Source organism: Enterobacter sp. LM3 (assembly GCF_046622475.1).
In the GTDB taxonomy this organism is placed as follows: Bacteria; Pseudomonadota; Gammaproteobacteria; order Enterobacterales; family Enterobacteriaceae; genus Enterobacter; species Enterobacter cloacae_P.
This window is the reverse complement of the sequence record NZ_JBJURN010000002.1, coordinates 333,063-347,048: the sequence shown is the minus strand read 5'-3', so window position 1 is coordinate 347,048 and position 13,986 is coordinate 333,063. Positions and strand designations below refer to the sequence as shown.

The window sequence follows — 13,986 nt, the reverse complement described above, 5'->3', positions numbered from 1 at the left end:
GGCTGTGCCAATAAAATGTCATAACCGCGTACTGCTGCTGTTGGCCTGCGTGGCCATCGCAGCGGTTGCGTTACCGTTTGTGAATGTTGCACCTAACCGCCTGGTGTCGGGGGAAGGGCGTACGCTCTGGCAGGTCTGGCCGTTTACACCGCTGCTGATGGTAGCGGCGCTGGGTGCGGTTGTCGTGCTATCGCTCTGGCAGGGACGTACCGCGCAGTGGCTGACGCTATTCCTCTGTGAAGGGTTCTTTATTGTACTGTTCTGGTGTGCAGGGCTTGCGGCAACACACATGGCCTCGGCGGAAAGTCCACTGGCGCGCACGTCTGTCGGCAGTGGCCTGTGGCTGTGGCTGGCACTGTGCCTGTTGGCCTGTAGCGATGCCATTCGCCGTCTGATACCAACGTCTGCCTGGCGCTGGGTACTCAATGCGCAAATCTGGTGTATTCCGCTATTGCTGCTGTTCAGCGGCGAACTGAATAACCTCTCGCTGTTAAAAGAATACGCCAACCGTCAGGAGGTGTTTGATGATGCGCTGGCGCAACATCTGACCATCCTCTTCGGCACACTCTTTCCGGCGTTACTGCTGGGAGTACCGCTGGGCATGTGGTGCTATCGCCACCCTTCACGCCAGGGTGTGGTGTTTACCGTGCTCAATGTGATCCAGACTATACCCTCCGTTGCGTTGTTTGGCCTGCTGATTGCACCGCTGGCGGGCCTGGTGAAGTCGTTTCCCGTCCTGGGAACGATGGGGATAGCCGGAACCGGGTTAACACCGGCTCTGATTGCACTGGTGCTGTATGCGCTGTTACCGCTGGTACGCGGCGTCGTGGCGGGTTTAAACCAGGTCGCTCCGGACGTGCTGGAAAGCGCCCATGCAATGGGGATGAGCGTGCGGCAGTGTTTCTGGCAGATACAGCTGCCACTGGCGTTACCTCTGCTGCTGCGCAGCCTGCGGGTGGTGGCCGTGCAAACCGTTGGCATGGCGGTGATCGCTGCGCTAATCGGCGCGGGTGGTTTTGGTGCGCTGGTGTTTCAGGGATTGTTGAGCAGCGCGCTGGATCTGGTGTTATTAGGCGTGGTTCCCACGATTGCGCTGGCGGTCGTCGTCGACGCGCTGTTTGCCTTATGGCTCGCGTTGCTCAGGGGGACAGACAATGATTGAATTTCACGATGTCAGTAAAAGCTTCGCGGGGCGTCCGGCGGTGAGCCACCTGAATTTGCATTTCGAGGAAGGCGCTTTTTCCGTGCTGATTGGTACCTCGGGGTCGGGAAAATCAACCACCCTGAAGATGATCAACCGGCTGGTGGAACACGACAGCGGCCTGATTCGCTTCGCCGGGGAAGAGATCCGCAGCCTGCCGGTGCTGGAGCTGCGGCGTCGCATGGGATATGCCATTCAGTCCATCGGCCTGTTTCCTCACTGGACGGTGGCGCAGAACATCGCCACCGTCCTGCAGCTGGAAAAGCGGTCACGTGAAACCATTGCTGACAGGGTTGATGAGCTGATGGCGTTGCTCGGGTTAGAGCCTCTGCTGCGTGACCGCTATCCGCACCAGCTTTCCGGTGGACAACAGCAGCGGGTTGGGGTGGCGCGTGCGCTGGCCGCTAACCCGCAGGTGTTGTTGATGGATGAACCGTTTGGCGCGCTGGATCCGGTCACGCGCGGAGCGCTTCAGGCGGAAATGACCCGCATTCACCGTATTCTGGGGCGCACAATAATCCTGGTGACTCACGATATTGATGAGGCGCTGCGGCTGGCTGACCATCTGGTGTTGATGGATCACGGCGAGGTGGTGCAGCAGGGCACGCCGCTGGAACTGTTGACCCACCCGGCAAACGACTTTGTACGCGAATTTTTTGGCCGCAGCGAGCTGGGCGTCAGGTTGCTCTCCCTGCGAACCGTTGGTGACTATATGCGCCGACAGGAGGCTCCGGTAAGCGGTGAACCGTTACAGGAGCAGATGAACCTGCGGGATGCACTTTCCGCTTTTGTGGCGCGCCAGTGTGAGGTGCTGCCCGTTTCCGATGCCCGGGGCGCACCGTGTGGCACGCTTCATTTTCGCGATCTGTTGTCCGGGGAGGTGATGCGTGAAGGGAATGCGTGATCCGCTGCTCTGGCTGGTGGTGCTCTTTGTTGCCCTCCTTTTTTTGATGCCACACAGCGCGGCATTGTTTAGCACGCTCTTTCCCGGCCTGCCGAGGCCAGTGTATCAGCAGGAGAGTTTTGTTAATCTCGCCCTGGCGCACGCCTGGCTGGTGGCGCTCTCAAGCGTAATGGCCATTGTGCTGGGCGTTGGGGCGGGTATCGCGGTGACACGAACATCGGGCAGGGAGTTTCGCCCGCTGGTGGAGACGATTGCGGCGATCGGACAAACCTTTCCGCCGGTGGCGGTGCTGGCAATTGCGGTGCCGGTGATGGGGTTTGGTCAGCAACCGGCCATCATTGCGCTGATTTTATATGGGGTGCTGCCGATCCTGCAGGGCACGCTGGCCGGTATTGCGGCAGTGCCAGCGTCGGTGCTGAGCGTGGCTGAAGGGATGGGAATGAGCGTCTGGCAGCGGCTGATTAAGGTTGAGCTGCCGTTAGCGGCACCGGTGATCATCGCGGGCGTTCGCACGTCGGTCATTATTAACATCGGGACGGTGACCATCGCCTCAACGGTGGGAGCCAATACGCTGGGAACGCCCATTATTATCGGCTTAAGCGGTTTTAATACGGCCTACATTGTGCAGGGGGCGGTTCTGGTTGCGCTGGCGGCAATCGTGGTTGATCGCATGTTTGAGCGCCTGGCGCTCTGGCTCAGCCGACACCGCCACGAACAATAAACGAATAACCTGCCAGCATTACGCCGCCGATACCGCCCACGGCCATCAGAACAAAAAGGGTAATTACGGCCAGTTTGGTTGCCTTCATCATGTGCTCCTGTTGTTAACGGAACAATTATACGGTGAAGCGCAGCTGTTAATGAACCATTAAATGCCGTTACGGTTCATTTGGACTCAGTGGGTAAACAGGATAACCATGCTCACGCCATTCCGTCAGCAGCTGTTGCTGCGAGGCGGACGGCACTTCTCCGCACCAGACCAGCAGGGTCTGGCCGTCAAACAACTCGGGCTTCAGCTGAGCCAGCGAGTGTGCCAGGACATCAACGCGCCAGCCCTGCTGAGTGGCGATCCAGGCTTCCAGCCACAGGCGCGTGGTATCGTGAACGTTCCAGCCGACCACCAGTGCATCTTTGCTGTTCTTGCTCCTCGCCGAGGCAAGACAAACGGAGATGTAATTGATGAGCACACCGTCGAGTATGCTGAGCAGCGCCTGCAACGTCGATTGCGGACACTGCAGGCGACGACGGAGCGGGATGAAAAGGTGGGTGATCAACGTTTGCGCAGGATAGTCGCGTCCCTGCTCTTTGATCCACGACCGCAGGCGCTGCAGGTTTCCTGCCTGCAGGAGCCGCAACAGGGTTTCCTGTTGTTCGCGCCAGATATGTTGAGTGTCAGGATCGTCATGGCTGAGCAATGACTTCACTTTCCCGACCTGTACGCCGTTATCGATCCAGCTTTTTATTTCGCGGATACGGTCGATATCGGCATCATTGAAAAGACGATGTCCACCGTCCGTTCTCTGTGGTTTGAGTAATCCATACCGTCGTTGCCATGCTCGTAGCGTAACGGGATTGATATCACAAAGGAGTGCCACTTCACCTATCGTGTAAAGCGCCATTTTCGCCCCCTGGCTCACGCGTTCCCAGCTTAACTGTAGACCCACTTTGACGAACCAGGAAGGATTGACGATTTTTTGAACGAATAATGCGCGACTGATGCGATGCCCGATAAAAGGTGTGATGATGAACACGATTTACAGCTTTTTTGGAGTGCCTCAAAGAAAGTTTACTGCCTTCAGTGTATGTTACGCGTTTTTAGAATGTGCGGTTTGTGAGTATGTACGAGTTTAATCTGGTGCTGTTGTTGCTTCAGCAGATGTGTGTGTTTCTGGTCATTGCCTGGCTGATGAGTAAAACGCGCCTGTTCATTCCGCTGATGCAGGTCACCGTTCGTCTGCCGCACAAACTGCTCTGCTACGTCACTTTCTCTATTTTCTGCATTATGGGGACGTATTTTGGTCTCCATATCGAAGACTCAATTGCCAATACGCGCGCCATTGGTGCGGTGATGGGGGGCCTGCTCGGTGGCCCCGTCGTCGGGGGGCTGGTCGGGCTAACCGGTGGCCTGCACCGCTATTCGATGGGCGGGATGACGGCGCTCAGCTGTATGATCTCGACAATTGTCGAAGGGTTACTCGGTGGCCTGGTTCACAGTTACATGATCAAACGCGGTCGACCGGATAAAGTTTTCAGCCCGATCACCGCAGGCGCAATTACCTTTGTGGCGGAAATGGCGCAGATGGCGATCATCCTGCTGATTGCCCGACCGTTTGAAGATGCACTCCATCTGGTCAGCAGCATTGCCGCCCCGATGATGGTGACGAATACCGTGGGTGCGGCGCTGTTTATGCGTATTTTGCTCGACAAGCGCGCCATGTTCGAAAAGTACACCTCGGCGTTTTCCGCAACGGCACTGAAGGTTGCCGCCTCAACGGAGGGGATCCTGCGCCAGGGCTTTAACGAAGAAAACAGCATGAAGGTGGCGCAGGTGCTCTATCAGGAGCTGGATATTGGCGCGGTGGCGATAACCGACCGGGAGCGGTTACTGGCCTTTACCGGTACCGGCGACGACCACCATCTGCCGGGCAAACCGATCTCCTCTGCGTATACCCTGCGCGCCATTGAAACCGGTGAAGTGGTCTATGCCGACGGTAACGAAGTCCCTTACCGCTGTTCGCTGCACCCGCAGTGCAAGCTCGGCTCGACGCTGGTCATTCCACTGCGCGGCGAAAACCAGCGGGTAATGGGCACCATTAAACTCTACGAAGCGAAAAACCGCCTGTTCAGCTCCATTAACCGCACGCTGGGGGAGGGGATTGCCCAGCTGCTTTCTGCGCAGATCCTCGCCGGGCAATATGAACGCCAGAAAGCGTTGCTGACGCAGTCGGAAATTAAGCTCCTGCATGCCCAGGTGAACCCGCATTTTCTGTTTAACGCGCTCAATACGCTGAAAGCGGTGATCCGCCGCGACAGCGATCAGGCCGCGCAGCTGGTGCAATTCCTGTCGACATTTTTCCGCAAGAACCTTAAGCGGCCATCAGAAATTGTCACCCTGGCCGATGAGATTGAACACGTTAATGCCTACCTGCAAATTGAGAAAGCGCGATTCCAGTCACGTTTACAGGTGTCGTTATCCGTTCCTGACGAGCTGGCATATCAGCATTTACCGGCGTTTACCCTGCAACCCATTGTGGAAAATGCCATCAAGCACGGCACGTCCCAACTGCTGGGAACCGGGGTGATCACCATTTCCGCCAGCCGGTTTAACCATCACCTGGTGCTGGATATTGAAGACAATGCCGGGCTTTATGTCCCTGCCGCTTCAGGCGGGTTAGGAATGAGCCTGGTGGATAAACGTCTGCGCGCCCACTTTGGTGATGACTGTGGCATCACTGTTGCCTGTGAGCCAGACCGATTTACCCGTATCACGTTACGACTGCCGCTGGAGGAAAACGCATGCTGAGAGTGCTGATTGTGGATGATGAGCCGCTGGCACGGGAAAACCTGCGCGTCCTGCTGCAGGAGCAGAGTGATATCGAGATTGTGGGGGAGTGTGCAAACGCCATTGAGGCTATTGGTGCCGTTCACAAACTGCACCCGGACGTGCTGTTCCTTGATATTCAGATGCCACGTATCAGTGGGCTGGAAATGGTCGGGATGCTCGACCCGGAACACCGTCCGTACATTGTGTTTCTGACGGCGTTTGATGAATACGCGGTAAAAGCCTTCGAGGAACACGCGTTCGATTACCTGCTGAAGCCGATTGAAGAGAAACGGCTGGAAAAAACGCTGACCCGTTTACGCCAGGAGCGCACCGTGCAGGATGTCACGCTCCTGCCGGAAAACCAGCAGCCGCTGAAATTTATTCCCTGCACCGGACACAGCCGGATTTACCTTCTGCAAATGGACGACGTGGCGTTTGTCAGCAGCCGCCTGAGCGGGGTGTTTGTCACCAGCGCTGAGGGTAACGAAGGGTTTACTGAACTGACGCTGCGCACGCTGGAGAGCCGTACGCCGCTGATCCGTTGCCACCGCCAGTACCTGGTGAACATGGCACACCTGAAAGAGATCCGTCTGGAAGATAACGGCCAGGCCGAGCTGGTGTTGCGTGCCGGACAAACGGTCCCCGTCAGCCGCCGCTACCTGAAAAGTTTGAAAGAGGCGATTGGGCTGTAAAACTGGTACACTGCGCGCCATTGCATCATCGACAGTTAAAGGCACTCATGCTTAGTAATGACATTCTTCGTAGCCTGCGCTACACCCTGAAAGCGAACAATAACGATATGGTGCGCATTCTTGCGCTTTCCGATATGGAATCCACGTCTGCCGGTTTCGACACCTGGATGACGAAAGAAGATGAAGAGGGGTTTGTTCGCTGCCCGGACATCATTCTGTCTGGTTTCCTGAACGGGCTTATCTACGACAAGCGCGGTAAAGATGAATCTGCACCGGAGCTGGCGCTTGAGCGTCGGGTGAACAACAACACGGTGCTGAAAAAGCTGCGTATTGCCTTTTCGCTGAAGACTGACGATATTCTGGCGATCATGACCGGGCAAAAATTCCGTGTGTCGATTCCGGAAATTACCGCCATGATGCGCGCGCCGGATCATAAAAACTATCGCGAGTGCGGCGACCAGTTTATGCGTAATTTTTTGCGCGGGTTGACCCAGCGGGAACACGCCGCGAAGCCATAAAAAAAGCCGGAGATTATCTCCTGATATCAGTTAGTTAAGCATGGTGGGTAATTCCGTTCACCTTACTATCCGCAGAAAATAATACGCTCACAACCTGTGAACGGGACAAGGGGGCCACCGCGGCCCCCTTGTCAATCCCCGCGGCCCCGAAATCGGTGCTTCGCACTGCGCTCACCTCCCGACCCGCTGCCTGCGGTCGGCTCGACTCAAGATTACTCGTCCCATCCCTGGGACTCGCCCCTTCGGGGCCAACGCAAGCGTTGTTCAAAATTGCTCCCGGCAATTTTGTCCTGTCTCGTTTCGCCTCTGGCCGCCATCCCTGGCGTCCAGCCCTTGTCATCCGGTCTCCGGTTCGCCGATTTCAGCGGGGACTCAACACCCGTGCCACATTCAGGCGATGACGAAGGTTGAGGGAGCGTGAGTCCGGCTGAAAATCGCCGAAGCGTTTCCTGAAGGTCGGGGGCGACGCGCAGGGATGCGCGGCGAGGGCGGCTTTACAGGGAGGTTACCTCCGCCCGTCCCCGAAAAGCCGGAAGGAATAAGCTGAGGGTACCGCGAAGCGGCGATTTTCTTTGCCGGGAGACGGGATTGTTAAGGGGGCGCGATAGCCCCCTTAACACGTTCACCGCAGCGGATTATGCAGGTAGCAGAATGTCTGAGTGAACGGAACGATACCACTGAAATAACAAAGTGCCTTTGTGCCGCTTAACTAACCGGCATTAGAGATTATCTCCGGCTTTTTTGTTATTTCACCTGCTGACCTGGCTTCGCACCTTCATCAGGGCTTAACAGGAAGATATCTTTCCCGCCAGGGCCCGCGGCCATCACCATGCCTTCGGAGATACCGAAACGCATTTTGCGTGGAGCCAGGTTGGCGACCATCACCGTGTGGCGACCAATCAGCACCTGCGGATCAGGATACGCAGAGCGGATACCGGAGAAGACGTTACGTTTCTCACCACCCAGATCCAGGGTCAGACGCAGCAGTTTGTCTGAGCCATCGACGAATTCCGCGTTTTCAATCAGCGCCACGCGCAGGTCGACTTTGGCGAAATCATCAAAGGTGATGGTTTCCTGAATCGGATCGTCAGCCAGAGGGCCGGTAACCGGTGCTGCGGCAGCTTTCACTTCTTCTTTAGATGCTTCCACCAGCGCTTCCACCTGTTTCATCTCGATGCGGTTGTACAGTGCCTTGAAGGTGTTCACCTTGTGGCTGAGCAGCGGCTGCTGGATAGCATCCCAGGTCAGCTCGGTGTTCAGGAACGCTTCAGCACGTTCTGAGAGCTGCGGCAGAACCGGCTTCAGATACGTCATCAACACGCGGAACAGGTTGATGCCCATAGAGCAGATGGCCTGCAGATCGGCATCACGGCCTTCCTGTTTAGCCACAACCCACGGAGCCTGTTCATCCACATAGCGGTTAGCCAGGTCTGCCAGCGCCATGATTTCACGCACCGCTTTACCAAACTCGCGCGCTTCCCACGCTTCGCCAATGGTGACCGCCGCGTCGGTGAAGGTTTTGTACAGCGCCGGGTCAGCCAGTTCAGCCGCCATCACACCGTCAAAACGCTTAGCGATAAAGCCTGCATTACGGGAGGCCAGGTTGACCACTTTGTTGACGATGTCTGCGTTCACGCGCTGCACGAAATCTTCCAGGTTCAGGTCGATATCGTCAATGCGGGACGAGAGCTTCGCGGTGTAGTAGTAGCGCAGGCTGTCTGCGTCGAAGTGGTTCAGCCAGGTGCTGGCTTTGATGAACGTACCGCGTGATTTGGACATCTTCGCGCCGTTGACCGTGACATAACCGTGAACGAACAGGTTAGTTGGCTTGCGGAAGTTGCTGCCTTCCAGCATTGCTGGCCAGAACAGGCTATGGAAGTAAACGATGTCTTTACCGATGAAGTGATACAGCTCGGCATCAGAGTCTTTCTTCCAGTATTCGTCAAAGCTTACGGTATCGCCACGCTTGTCGCACAGGTTCTTAAAGGAGCCCATGTAACCGATTGGTGCATCCAGCCAGACGTAGAAATATTTGCCCGGGGCGTCAGGGATTTCGAAACCGAAGTACGGTGCATCGCGGGAAATATCCCACTGCTGCAGACCGGATTCGAACCACTCCTGCATTTTGTTCGCCACCTGCTCCTGCAGCGCGCCGCTACGGGTCCACGCCTGCAGCATTTCGCTAAAGGATGGCAGGTCAAAGAAGAAGTGCTCGGAATCACGCATCACCGGCGTGGCACCAGAGACCACGGATTTCGGATCGATAAGCTCCGTTGGGCTGTAGGTCGCGCCGCACACTTCGCAGTTATCGCCGTACTGATCCGGAGATTTACACTTCGGACAGGTGCCTTTGACGAAACGGTCCGGCAGGAACATGCCTTTTTCCGGATCGTACAGCTGAGAGATGGTGCGGTTTTTAATAAAACCGTTCTCTTTCAGACGGGTGTAGATAAGCTCTGACAGCTCACGGTTCTCGTCGCTATGCGTGGAGTGATAGTTGTCATAGCTGATGTCAAAGCCAGCAAAATCGGTCTGATGCTCCTGACTCATTTCGGCAATCATCTGTTCAGGGGAAACACCCAGTTGCTGGGCTTTCAGCATGATCGGTGTGCCGTGGGCATCGTCCGCGCAGATGAAGTTGACCTGGTGGCCGCGCATTCGCTGGTAACGGACCCAGACATCAGCCTGGATATGCTCCAGCATGTGGCCGAGGTGGATTGAGCCGTTAGCGTACGGCAGTGCGCACGTTACCAGAATTTTCTTCGCGACTTGAGTCATAGTAGGCATTACTTCTTTTAACTGTGAAAAGGGTTTTTGATGTTACCCGAAAGGGAATAACTACGCCAAGTGATAAGGGCATTAATCCATAAATGAATAATTGTTACCTCTGGGGTAAACTTGGTAGTTACACGTCTTTTTCAGCACAACTACAAAGGAGTCGGGATGAGTTCTCAATCCCAGGCCAAATCACCGGAAGCCTTACGAGCAATGGTTGCCGGGACGCTGGCTAATTTTCAGCATCCAACCCTGAAGCACAATCTCACGACGCTGAAAGCGTTGCATCATGTCGCATGGCTGGACGATACGCTGCACATTGAGCTGCAGATGCCGTTCGCCTGGAGCAGCGCATTTGACGTGCTAAAAGAACAAACCAGCTCCGATCTGCTGCGCATTACCGGCGCGAAAGCGGTGGACTGGAAGCTGACTCACAGTATCGCGACGCTGAAACGCGTGAAAAATCAGCCTGGCGTAAACGGCGTGAAAAACATTATCGCCGTCAGCTCCGGTAAGGGTGGGGTGGGTAAATCCTCCACGGCAGTCAACCTGGCGCTGGCGCTGGCAGCGGAAGGCGCGAAAGTCGGCATTCTGGATGCGGATATTTACGGCCCATCCATTCCGAATATGTTGGGCGCAGAAAACCAGCGTCCGACCTCGCCGGATGGCACCCACATGGCACCGATTATGGCGTATGGCCTGGCGACTAACTCAATCGGGTATCTGGTTACCGACGATAACGCAATGGTCTGGCGTGGCCCGATGGCCAGTAAAGCGCTGATGCAGATGCTGCAGGAAACGATGTGGCCGGATCTGGATTACCTGGTACTGGATATGCCGCCGGGCACCGGTGACATTCAGCTGACGCTGGCGCAGAACATTCCGGTCACGGGTGCGGTGGTGGTGACCACGCCGCAGGATATCGCGCTGATCGACGCTAAAAAAGGCATCGTGATGTTCGAAAAAGTGGAAGTACCGGTGCTCGGTATCGTTGAGAACATGAGCATGCACATCTGCAGCAATTGCGGACATCAGGAGCCTATCTTCGGTACCGGTGGTGCAGAAAAACTGGCTGCGCAGTATCACACTCAACTGCTGGGTCAGATGCCGCTGCACATCACGCTGCGTGAAGATCTGGACAGCGGGAAGCCGACGGTGGTGAGCCGTCCGGAAAGTGAGTTTGCTGAGATGTATCGTCAGCTGGCAGGTCGCGTCGCGGCGCAGCTTTACTGGCAGGGTGAAGTCATTCCCGGCGACATCGCGTTCCGCGCGGTATAAGTTTTCTGCTCTGAATGGCCGGGTAAGGCGTTGCCGCCACCCGGCTTTAACGCAGCCGATAGTGCATCAAATAATACTCTCCGTCCGGAGAATCTCCCGTCTCCTCAACGTGCCAGCCGTGCCGCTGGTAAAACGCGATCGCCCGTTCATTGCGGATGAGGCACTTTAACGCGCCGGTATGGGTGAATGTCTTCTGCGCCTGCTCCAGCAACAAACGACCCACACCCAGGTTTTGGTAGCGTGGATCAACAAACAAATTATGCAGAAAATTATCGTGCGTCCAGACCGAGGCGAAACCCAGGCAGCGGCCATTCTGAACGGCCACCCAAATCTCTTCGTCACGGGTGGCTGCGTCAAAATCCTCAGGTTGCCATTCCGCGCTGTTTAACCATGGCCAGGCATCACGCCGGGCATGCAGGTAAAGCGTACGCAGGAAAGGTCGGTCGCTCTCCTGCCACGGACGGACAGTAATGGGATCAGCGATGATAGAAGATATCTCCATTGTAGGCTTTGTGGATTTTGCCGTCGGCATCACCAATCAGGACATAGTTTTCGCCCATATATGTCCAGTGAGTACCCGCATCCGGCGCTGGCAGGTTGCGCAGTTGATACTGTTTGATGGTGTACTCGGGGGTTTGATACTGCGCAGGTGCAGTGTCGCCAATCCTGAATTTTGTGAAATCGGCAATGAACTCTTGTTCGGCATAGGCCTGAATTCCGGCAGGCGCTGACCAGGCGGCACCCGCCAGAGACATTAACGCGCCCATAAGCAGCCATTTACACTTAGCCATTTTTTCTCCACTTATACTGTTACTTTTTGCCTTGGTTAACCCACAATACGGCACCTTGCCCATTTTATGTATCAGACTATGGCCTGTTTGAAGAAAAATGTAACAAAACTGAACACGACAAGATTATTTTCCCCGGCGTAGTGCTTCTACCGCTTACTGTCCCCTGCTTTAGGCGGTGCTGGCTGATGCGACACTTCTTTACAGTGTAACGGTGTGTTGCTGGCTAAGATAACCGCTGTTGAATCACGAGGTCATAATGGATAACCGCATATTTAGTCAACTGCGACGCTGGGTACGGGAAGGGATCGTTTTTATTTTGCTGGCGCTGGCCGTAATGTGGGGTGTGGATCAATACCGTAAACCCGCGATACCTGCCAGTTTCAGTGCAACGCCGATGCAGAGCATTGACGGCAAACTGTACGATTTCACGGCGCTCAGCCAGGAACGGCCTTTGCTGATTTATGTCTGGGCGACCTGGTGCAGTATTTGTCGTTTTACCACACCGTCGGTCGATAAGCTGGCAAACGAGGGCGGAAACGTAGTGAGTATCGCGCTGCGATCCGGTGATGATGCAAAGCTTGAACGCTGGGTGGAGAAGAAACAGCTTACAGTTCCGGTGATCAACGATGAACGCGGTGCGTTGTCGCAGCAGTGGCAGGTGAGCGTAACGCCAACGCTGGTGGTGGTGTCAAAAGGGCAGGTGGTTAGCACAACAACCGGCTGGACAAGCTACTGGGGAATGAAGATCAGAATGTGGTGGGCGGGGGTGTAAATAGCCCCTCTCTGTGAAGAGAGGGGACACAGATTACTTCGCCATAACTTCCTGTGCGGTACGCTCAACCAGGGACAGCAGGACTTTAACATCCTCCAGCGTCACGGTTGGGTTCAGCAGAGTCAGCTTCAGGCAGGTGATGCCGTTGTGCTCGGTCACGCCGACGTTGGCACGGCCAGATTCCAGCAACGCATCGCCAATTTTCTGGTTCAGCAGGGCAATACCCGCATCATCCATCTGTGCTTCAGGGCGGAAGCGGAACAGTACGCTTGCCAGCTGTGGCTGCATGACCAGTTCCAGAGCAGACTGCTCTTTCACATAAGCCGCAACCTGCTGCGCCAGCGTCACACCGTGGTCGATGATCGCCGCATATTGTTCCTGACCCAGCGCTTCCAGGCTCATCCACAGCTTCAGCGCGTCGAAACGGCGGGTCGTCTGCAGAGATTTGGACACCAGGTTAGGTACGCCCGCTTCTTCATCGAACTCAGAGTTCAGGTAGGCCGCCTGATAGCGCATCAGCTCATAGTGACGCGCTTCTTTCAGCAGGAACGCGCCGCAGCTGATGGTCTGGAAGAACTGCTTGTGGAAGTCCAGGGTAATGGAATCCACCAGCTCGATACCGTCCAGGTAGTGACGATACTGCTCAGACATCAGCAGCGCGCCGCCCCAGGCCGCATCAACGTGTACCCAGATGTTCTGCTTCGCCGCCAGCTCAGCAATCGCACGCAGCGGATCGATAGCACCTGCGTCGGTAGTACCGGCAGTCGCCACAATCGCCAGGATCTGTTCGCCGTTGGCATTGCACTGCTCAATTTTCGCCGCCAGATCGGTCAGATCCATACGGGAGAATTCGTCAGTTTTCACCTGCACCACGGACTGGTAACCCAGACCCATCAGCGCCATGTTTTTCTGCACGGAGAAGTGCGCGTTTTCGGAGCACAGCACGCGAATTTTACGCAGATCGCCTACCAGACCGTCCTGCTGAACGGAGTGGCCCTGACGCGCGAAGAAGGCGTCACGTGCCAGCATCAGGCCCATCAGGTTGCTCTGGGTGCCGCCGCTGGTGAAGACACCTGCGTCGCCAGCCTGATAACCCACGCGGGTACGCAGCCACTCGATCAGTTTGATTTCGATAATGGTTGCGGACGGGCTTTGATCCCAGGAGTCCATACTCTGGTTAGTGGCGTTGATCAGCACTTCTGCCGCCTGGCTGACAACCAGGCTTGGGCAGTGCAGGTGCGCCACACACTGCGGGTGATGAACGGACAAACTGTCTTTCAGGAAGAACTCCACAGCGCGTTCAATCGCTGCGTTGTTGCCCAGCCCTTTCGGGTTGAAATCCAGCTTAATACGGTCGCGCAGTTCCGCGACCGTTTTGCCCTGGTACATCTCAGGCTGTTTCAGCCACTGCATCACAGCCTGAGAGCTTTGTTCAATCGCCTGCTGGTAAGCTTCAATGCTCTGCGCAGAGGAGAACAAAATTGGGTTTGAATCAGACATCGTAATCAACA

At 55.9% G+C, this 13,986-nt stretch carries 14 protein-coding genes; 8 read left to right on the top strand and 6 right to left on the bottom strand.

Annotation, left to right across the window (positions count from 1 at the left end):
• The first annotated feature begins 4 nt into the window (after positions 1-4).
• Genes ACJ9N4_RS03750 through ACJ9N4_RS03740 form a run of 3 tightly spaced genes read left to right on the top strand, consistent with a single transcriptional unit; the run spans position 5 to position 2,826 of the window.
• A complete protein-coding gene (locus ACJ9N4_RS03750) occupies positions 5-1,162 on the top strand; it encodes an ABC transporter permease (RefSeq protein ID WP_411500261.1) in 1,158 nt (385 codons plus the stop codon).
• On the top strand, positions 1,155-2,105 hold the full coding sequence (locus ACJ9N4_RS03745) for an ABC transporter ATP-binding protein (protein ID WP_182918673.1): 951 nt from the start codon (positions 1,155-1,157) through the stop codon (positions 2,103-2,105). Before ACJ9N4_RS03750 ends, ACJ9N4_RS03745 begins: the two co-directional genes overlap by 8 nt.
• The gene (locus ACJ9N4_RS03740; protein WP_411500260.1) at positions 2,089-2,826 is read left to right on the top strand and encodes an ABC transporter permease; all 738 of its coding nucleotides are present in this window, start codon (positions 2,089-2,091) and stop codon (positions 2,824-2,826) included. The genes ACJ9N4_RS03745 and ACJ9N4_RS03740 overlap by 17 nt, the downstream gene beginning before the upstream one ends.
• Here the strand turns inward: ACJ9N4_RS03740 and ACJ9N4_RS03735 are convergent.
• Together ACJ9N4_RS03735 and mlrA are read right to left on the bottom strand one after the other, a co-directional pair.
• Positions 2,801-2,914 (bottom strand): protein YohO, encoded by a 114-nt coding sequence (locus tag ACJ9N4_RS03735; RefSeq protein ID WP_182274544.1) that lies wholly within the window; start codon positions 2,912-2,914, stop codon positions 2,801-2,803. The genes ACJ9N4_RS03740 and ACJ9N4_RS03735 overlap by 26 nt on opposite strands.
• Before the next feature lie 69 nt (positions 2,915-2,983).
• On the bottom strand, positions 2,984-3,724 hold the full coding sequence (mlrA, locus tag ACJ9N4_RS03730) for an HTH-type transcriptional regulator MlrA (RefSeq protein ID WP_182274543.1): 741 nt from the start codon (positions 3,722-3,724) through the stop codon (positions 2,984-2,986).
• Between the two features lie 218 nt (positions 3,725-3,942).
• On the opposite strand from mlrA, the gene ACJ9N4_RS03725 reads away from it, so the two are divergent.
• From ACJ9N4_RS03725 to ACJ9N4_RS03715, 3 genes are read left to right on the top strand one after another with little or no spacing between them, the layout of a single operon-like run.
• Positions 3,943-5,628, top strand: a complete 1,686-nt coding sequence (locus ACJ9N4_RS03725) for a sensor histidine kinase (protein WP_182272033.1) — start codon at positions 3,943-3,945, stop codon at positions 5,626-5,628.
• Positions 5,622-6,341 carry a two-component system response regulator BtsR gene (btsR, locus tag ACJ9N4_RS03720; RefSeq protein ID WP_182272032.1) on the top strand — a complete coding sequence of 240 codons (720 nt, stop codon included), beginning with the start codon at positions 5,622-5,624 and terminating at the stop codon, positions 6,339-6,341. The genes ACJ9N4_RS03725 and btsR overlap by 7 nt, the downstream gene beginning before the upstream one ends.
• A gap of 47 nt (positions 6,342-6,388) precedes the next feature.
• Complete coding sequence (locus ACJ9N4_RS03715; RefSeq protein WP_182272031.1) at positions 6,389-6,859, top strand: DUF1456 family protein; 471 nt, start codon at positions 6,389-6,391, stop codon at positions 6,857-6,859.
• 744 nt (positions 6,860-7,603) lie between these two features.
• Here ACJ9N4_RS03715 and metG read toward each other — a convergent pair.
• Positions 7,604-9,637, bottom strand: coding sequence for a methionine--tRNA ligase (metG, locus tag ACJ9N4_RS03710; RefSeq protein ID WP_411500259.1), 2,034 nt, complete (start codon positions 9,635-9,637; stop codon positions 7,604-7,606).
• Between the two features lie 165 nt (positions 9,638-9,802).
• Between metG and apbC the strand changes: the two genes are divergently transcribed.
• On the top strand, positions 9,803-10,912 hold the full coding sequence (apbC, locus tag ACJ9N4_RS03705; RefSeq protein ID WP_182272029.1) for an iron-sulfur cluster carrier protein ApbC: 1,110 nt from the start codon (positions 9,803-9,805) through the stop codon (positions 10,910-10,912).
• A gap of 46 nt (positions 10,913-10,958) precedes the next feature.
• On the opposite strand, the gene ACJ9N4_RS03700 is transcribed toward apbC, so the two are convergent.
• Positions 10,959-11,414 carry a GNAT family N-acetyltransferase gene (locus tag ACJ9N4_RS03700; protein WP_411500258.1) on the bottom strand — a complete coding sequence of 152 codons (456 nt, stop codon included), beginning with the start codon at positions 11,412-11,414 and terminating at the stop codon, positions 10,959-10,961.
• Positions 11,389-11,703, bottom strand: a complete 315-nt coding sequence (locus tag ACJ9N4_RS03695) for an RcnB family protein (protein WP_182918669.1) — start codon at positions 11,701-11,703, stop codon at positions 11,389-11,391. Before ACJ9N4_RS03695 ends, ACJ9N4_RS03700 begins: the two co-directional genes overlap by 26 nt.
• A gap of 256 nt (positions 11,704-11,959) precedes the next feature.
• On the opposite strand from ACJ9N4_RS03695, the gene ACJ9N4_RS03690 reads away from it, so the two are divergent.
• Complete coding sequence (locus ACJ9N4_RS03690; protein WP_182918668.1) at positions 11,960-12,475, top strand: protein disulfide oxidoreductase; 516 nt, start codon at positions 11,960-11,962, stop codon at positions 12,473-12,475.
• Positions 12,476-12,508: 33 nt separating this feature from the next.
• Here ACJ9N4_RS03690 and ACJ9N4_RS03685 read toward each other — a convergent pair whose 3' ends face one another.
• On the bottom strand, positions 12,509-13,975 hold the full coding sequence (locus tag ACJ9N4_RS03685) for a pyridoxal phosphate-dependent decarboxylase family protein (protein ID WP_182918667.1): 1,467 nt from the start codon (positions 13,973-13,975) through the stop codon (positions 12,509-12,511).
• Between the last annotated feature and the right edge of the window lie 11 nt (positions 13,976-13,986).